The 5,990-nt window shown below is 49.2% G+C and carries 5 protein-coding genes and 2 pseudogenes; 1 reads left to right on the top strand and 6 read right to left on the bottom strand.

Annotation, left to right across the window (positions count from 1 at the left end; translation table 11 throughout):
* The 3 genes and pseudogenes from ACOJTG_RS04335 to surE all read right to left on the bottom strand — a co-directional run.
* Window positions 1-372, bottom strand: a pseudogene (locus ACOJTG_RS04335) (hypothetical protein); the annotation flags it as partial.
* Between the two features lies 1 nt (window position 373).
* A complete protein-coding gene (locus ACOJTG_RS04330; protein WP_420152691.1) occupies window positions 374-1,318 on the bottom strand; it encodes a ParA family protein in 945 nt (314 codons plus the stop codon).
* A 143-nt stretch (window positions 1,319-1,461) separates the two neighbouring features.
* Window positions 1,462-2,193 (bottom strand): 5'/3'-nucleotidase SurE, encoded by a 732-nt coding sequence (gene surE, locus ACOJTG_RS04325; RefSeq protein WP_420152690.1) that lies wholly within the window; start codon window positions 2,191-2,193, stop codon window positions 1,462-1,464.
* Window positions 2,194-2,375: 182 nt separating this feature from the next.
* On the opposite strand from surE, the gene ACOJTG_RS04320 reads away from it, so the two are divergent.
* Window positions 2,376-3,260 (top strand): diacylglycerol/lipid kinase family protein, encoded by an 885-nt coding sequence (locus tag ACOJTG_RS04320; protein WP_420152689.1) that lies wholly within the window; start codon window positions 2,376-2,378, stop codon window positions 3,258-3,260.
* A gap of 26 nt (window positions 3,261-3,286) precedes the next feature.
* On the opposite strand, the gene ACOJTG_RS04315 is transcribed toward ACOJTG_RS04320, so the two are convergent.
* The 3 genes and pseudogenes from ACOJTG_RS04315 to ACOJTG_RS04305 all read right to left on the bottom strand — a co-directional run.
* On the bottom strand, window positions 3,287-4,309 hold the full coding sequence (locus tag ACOJTG_RS04315) for a cytochrome d ubiquinol oxidase subunit II (RefSeq protein WP_420152688.1): 1,023 nt from the start codon (window positions 4,307-4,309) through the stop codon (window positions 3,287-3,289).
* A 14-nt stretch (window positions 4,310-4,323) separates the two neighbouring features.
* Window positions 4,324-5,649, bottom strand: a complete 1,326-nt coding sequence (locus ACOJTG_RS04310) for a cytochrome ubiquinol oxidase subunit I (protein ID WP_420152687.1) — start codon at window positions 5,647-5,649, stop codon at window positions 4,324-4,326.
* Between the two features lie 130 nt (window positions 5,650-5,779).
* A pseudogene (locus tag ACOJTG_RS04305) lies at window positions 5,780-5,990 on the bottom strand (bifunctional 4-hydroxy-2-oxoglutarate aldolase/2-dehydro-3-deoxy-phosphogluconate aldolase); the annotation flags it as partial.

Below are 5,990 nucleotides of genomic sequence, written 5' to 3'. Positions count from 1 at the left end.
ATCAATCATGTAATCTTTTACTTCGGTTAGTGAAGTAAAGTGCACCAGATTGATGCGAAAATCCAGATGGTACCGCTGAGCGATGGCGTATCGGTTATGGCCGTCGATAAGAATGAAAACCGGCGTCGGCTGGTCACTGATTCCCGCTGTCGCGGCCGTGGTTTCCCAGATGGTCAGCGGATCCTTGATTCCGTGTTTAGTGATATTCTGTTCCAGCTGCTGGGATTCGTCCGCGGTGAGGGGCGGAATAAGATCTTTTAATTCCGGCAGAACGGTAATCTGACTTTTGATATGTTCTTCGGAAGACAGGAGTGAAGGTTTCAGATCAGTCGTCTTTTCCTTCATTAAGTTCATGAAGTCTTTTTTCGCCATATCAGTGTTCAATTAGTTCGGTAGCCAGCTGGTTGTACTGCTGCCACGAAACCGATTTTGGAGAATAACTATACAAGTCTTCTTTGGCTACCTGCGATTGCTTGATAACCGTAGAGACCTCGATGATGGAATTGTAGATCGGGAAGTTTTTATAATTCTCTCGAATATGAGCCATCATACTTTTATGAACGCTCTGGTTTTTGTGAACCATCGTGAAGACAATACCCTTTACGGAAAGCGTTGGATTGATATAGGTACGGATTTCAGCGATCCGGTTGAAAAGACTTTCTACCCCGTGGTACGCACTAGCTTCGGGTTGAATGGGCACAATGCAGGAATTGGAAGCCACCAGTGAACAGGTCGTACAAATGCCCAGGCTCGGTGGACAGTCAATGAGAATATAGTCAAACTTATCGCGGGCTTCTTCCAGCTTGAGAGCCAAACGACGGTCGGCACCAATAGCGTTGGCCAGTTCGGATTCCTTGTAAGCCATGCGAATATCCGAAGGCGTCAGGTACAGCGTCTCGGTAATTTGCAGCATGGGCAGGGGCGAGTTGTGCAGGAGGGCATCAATGATCTGCTCTTTCGGCTCGTGAATTCCAAAACACTGTGAAAGATTACCCTGAGAATCCATATCAATCAGCAGTACGCGGTTTCCGAGCAGACTCAGGGCCTTACCCAGATTAATGACCGTCGTGGTTTTGCCAACGCCCCCTTTGTGATTGACAATGGAAATAATTTGAGCTTTATCGAACAGGGATTCCGAATAGCCGTACTTACGCAGGGCTTCATCTAGAGCGTGCAGGTGTTTGACCGGAATGTCTTTCTGCTCGGAAAGAGCTTTGTGAAGTGTTTTGGAAGGAATACCGGCTTCTTTTTCGATTTGAGAAAGGTTAAGAGCAGGTTTCGAACGTAGAAATCGAATCGCTTTTTCAGGCGTAAGCATAAGCTCAGGGATAAAATTTTCTCTTTGTCAAAAATAGAAAGAACTTTTTTTATCCCAAAACAAAATGATTTTTCTTCATAAGGGCACAAAAAATCCCTCTTCAGGGGTCAAGCTGAACGAGGGATTTCCTTAAGCTGTAAAGATTATGGCGTTTGTAAAGCCTTTTTCAGAGCTATTTCATCGGTTAAATCCAGCCTTAGGGGCGTCATGGATACAAAGCCATTTTCGACGGCCCAGCGGTCCGTGCCTTCATCCGCGGGCTCCAGGGGAGTAACCGTAAACCAGTAATGTCGCCGACCCAGGGGGTCCTGACCCGGAACGATGTAACCATCGTACTGGCGTACGGATTGCCGGGTCCAGCGGAGATCAGTCGGTTCGGGAGGGAAGTTTACGTTGGTTAAATTAACTTCTTTATCCGCCAGTAATAATTCCAGGGTTTGTCGTACAAAGGGTTTTAGGGCTTCAAAATCAGGTTCCGTATTTCCCACGGGTGTACTGAGGGCAATGCCTTTAATACCTAATAACACGGCTTGTTTGGCCGCTGCCAGCGTACCCGAGTGCCACATGCCGTTACCTAAATTAGGACCCATGTTAATCCCGGATAGTACCACATCTACGTCCGTAAATAGGTGCGTACCCAGAGCTACGCAGTCGGCGGGCGTACCATTGACCCGGTGGGCCTGTATGTGATCCCCAAACGTAATGGGCGATTTTTTAAAACTCAAAGGGCGGGAGTGTGTAACGGCATGGCCCATGGAAGATTGCTCGACATCCGGAGCAACCACGTATACTTCTCCAAATTCAGTAGCTACTTTCGCTAAGGCGGCAATGCCGGGGCTATAAATACCGTCGTCGTTGGTTACTAAGATTCGCATAATACATTCGATTGGTTGCGTATAGGGGAGTAACCGGTAGAAAACCGTTCAGAGGGAGATTGAGTAAGTTTGGGGTATCCGTTAGACAAAATTTCAGAAAGAATTTCGATCAGACAGGTTGATAAATTTGACTCATACATCATCGGTTTGCCTTCGGGTATACTTTTAGTAGAAAATGACGCATGAAAAAGAAAGTACAACTCGTGCATAACCCGACCGCTGGGGACGAAGAACACGAAGCTCAGGACCTAATTGCTTTACTACAGAAAGAAGGCTACGCCTGCGAGTATACTTCAGCGAATGAGGACAACTGGCCTTTACCCGACGCCGATACGAGACTCATTGCCGTGGTAGGAGGTGACGGAACCATTCGTCAGGTAGCCAAAGCACTCGTACAGGGAGCATGGGCAGACAGCCATTTGCCCCTGGCCGTAATTCCTTGCGGAACGGCTAATAATATTGCCAAGTCATTGGGAATTTCGGCTCCAACCCGGCAGATCGTGCAATCCTGGAGTCAGTGCCAGCCGCAGCCTTTCGACATTGGTAGGGTAGAGGGCTTGTCTGAAGAAGCGTTTTTTATGGAAGCCTTCGGATTTGGGTTGTTTCCTGATTTGATGGATACCATGAAAAAGCTCGACAAACCTGAGAATCCTTCCGATGAACTGACCTTTGCCCTAGAGGTACTTCATGAATTGATTGAAAAAGCGAAGCCCTGTCCGGCTCGGCTAACCATCGATGACAAGGTTTACGAAGGCAATTATCTTCTGCTTGAAGTAATGAATATTCGTTCCATCGGTCCTAATTTGGCATTGGCTCCGGAAGCAGACTGGGGGGACGGAGCTTTTGAAGTGGTACTGGTTTCAGAGGAAGACCGAAATGTTCTGGCCCAGCATGTGCTCAACCAAAGTCACGGCATTCACGACGTTTTTCCCTTACCCAGTATCATGGCCCGAGACATTCGTATTGAATGGGCACAGACGAACGCCCATTGTGATGACGAACGCATCGATGCACCCGGACCCGTGCAGATACAAATCCAGCCGGGCCGCTTACAGGTATTACGTTAACGGCTCGGCTGTTCGAATCAAGATAATCAGTATACAGGAGCCTGTTTGGGCTCTTTTTTCTGAAAACTGTAGATCAGATAGATCAGGGCGGGCAGGATCAATACACTGCCCAGCAGTAAAGCCAGGCCCAGGGCCTGAATGGTTTTATCCTGCCCCCGGTGTTCGAGTAGGGAAAGATACCCGCCGCCTTTGAGTAGTACCAGGTTGGGAAAATGTCGGTAAGTGGCCACAAACAGAATCATCATGACCTGAAAGCCTGCCAGGAGACGGAGTACCGTTCCTTTTCCCTGCAGGAGCAAATACCAGAGCAATACCAATGAAGCCGAGGCTGCCAGTATACCCAAAAGGCCCAGTGGATGACCGAACACCCAATCCATGAGCGGAATGCCCTCCCAGTACGCCGCCAGGAAAACGAGCCCGCCACAACCGACCGCCAGAATATTCATTCCCTTTACCTTATTGACAAATCGCTGCCGCTCACTGGGCGTATCGGTTTCGCCCACCAGATAAACGGCTGCCAGAAAGCCGCAAATGGCGACGGTAAATAAGCCTACGGCGACCGGAAAGGGGTGTAACCAGGAAAAGATATACGCATCGAGAAAGGTGCGGGCCTGCGGATCAATGTGACGGGATACGGTACTTCCCGCAATGATGCCGAGAAACAGCGGAGTAATGACGCTAGAAATGCCAAAAATCCGGTTGTAGAGGTGTTGCATGTCATCCACTACTGCGTCGTAATGCCGGAACGAAAAAGCAGTACCCCGGGCAATAATGCCTAACAGCATAATGGTCAGCGGGATATGCAAATGCACGGACATAGTCGCGTAGATGGCCGGAAACCCTACAAACAGAATCACAATGGCAATGATGAGCCACATGTGATTGGCCTCCCAAATCGGACCGATGGCTCGGTAAAGCGTTTTGCGGGTCTGGGTTTTATTGGCCCGTGACGTGAAGACTTCAATGATACCCGCTCCAAAATCGGCTCCGCCCAGCAGTAGATAGAGCAGGAGAGAAGCCCAGAGAAAAATGATGACAACGGTAAGCATAGGCCTGAGAATTATTAATGATATTCCTTAACTCCCTGGGGACGATCGTAGAGCTGATCGACCATTTTAATTTGCCGATATAGCATAAAGACCACCACTCCGGCCAGGGACAGGTAGACCGCCGTAAATAGATAGAACGAATAGGCAATACCCGGCATGGGCGTTACGGCGTCGGCCGTACGCATAATGCCATAAATAATCCAGGGTTGGCGACCGACTTCTGTAACGGTCCAGCCCGCCTCTACGGCAATAAAACCGAGCGGAATAGCTACTACAAATAATTTCAGCAGCCAGGAACGGTCTGTTTTCTTCTTCCACAGGGCCCAGAGGTACAGCAACGAAAGCAGCAGCATGGCCATACCCAATCCCACCATAATTTGAAAAGCGTAATGCGTAACCGCTACGGGTGGATGAAAGGATTTGGGAATCTGATCGAGGCCTTTTACTTCGGCGTCGAAATCGCCGTGGGCCAGAAAACTCAATCCGCCCGGAATTTTAATAGCGTAATTGACTCGTTCTGCATCGGCGTCCGGAATGCCGCCAATGACCAGTGAAGCTCCTTTCTCCGTGCGAAAATGGGCTTCCATCGCGGCGAGCTTAGCGGGTTGCCGCTGGGCTACATCCTTGGCCGAATGGTCGCCACTCAGGGGCTGCAGGATCGCTGCCAGGCAGGCAAACAAAGCCGCAATTTTGAAGGCCTTTCGGTGAAAATCAACATTTTTATTTTTCAGAATCATCAGGGCATGAACGCCCGCTACGGCAAACCCCGTAGCGGCAAAGGCGGCCAGAGACATGTGCAGGGCCTGCGAAAACCAGGCTTTGTTGAACATGGCCTGGATGGGATCAACGTTGAGATATTGACCGTTAACAAAGTCAAATCCTGCTGGGCTGTTCATCCAGGCATTGGCCGCTACAACCAGAATACCCGAAGTTAAACCACTGATGCCTACTACAACGCCCGTTACCCAGTGAAACCAGGGATTAAACCGCCCCCAGCCGTACAGGTAAAAGCCTAGGGCAATAGCCTCGATAAAGAAAGCAGTACCTTCCAGTGAAAAGGGCATCCCGAAGATGGGCCCGGCGTGTTTCATGAAGGTAGGCCAGAGTAGGCCCAGTTCGAAAGAGAGAACCGTACCCGATACGGCTCCAACCGCAAAAAAAATGGCCACGCCCTTGCTCCAGGCTTTCGTTACATTCTGGTAGACTATGGCATTCGTCTTCAACCATAGGTAATGAGAAACGGCCATAAAAAAGGGCATGACCATGCCAATACAGGAGAAGACGATGTGGAATCCCAGGGAAAGGGCCATCTGAGAGCGGGCAGCTAGAAAATCATCCATGAGTTGTCAGTGTTGATGCGTAAACCCTCGCTGCAAAGCTCATAGGTATTGCCCGGACCATCGGCACTGAGTATCGTAGCCTGTGCAAAACCTACCGCTGGCAGCAATAAGAATATTAAATTACGCCACATTACTTCCTGTATTTTTTAAATGCATTTACTGATTGTTCCGTAGCCTGCTGAATAGCATTGTAATCAAAATTACCGTCGGCATTTTTGACAAATAGCTGTGAGCCTAAGCCCACACAATGCGCACCTGCCGAAAACCATTTTTTCAGGTTTTCATCGGTAGGCTGTACACCCCCGGTAGGCATAATATTTGTCCACGGGCATGGCCCTATT

Source organism: Siphonobacter sp. (assembly GCF_048595215.1).
Classification (GTDB): Bacteria; Bacteroidota; Bacteroidia; order Cytophagales; family Spirosomataceae; genus Siphonobacter.
Note: the sequence above shows the minus strand (reverse complement) of the source record. Positions and strands in the feature narration are given on the sequence as shown.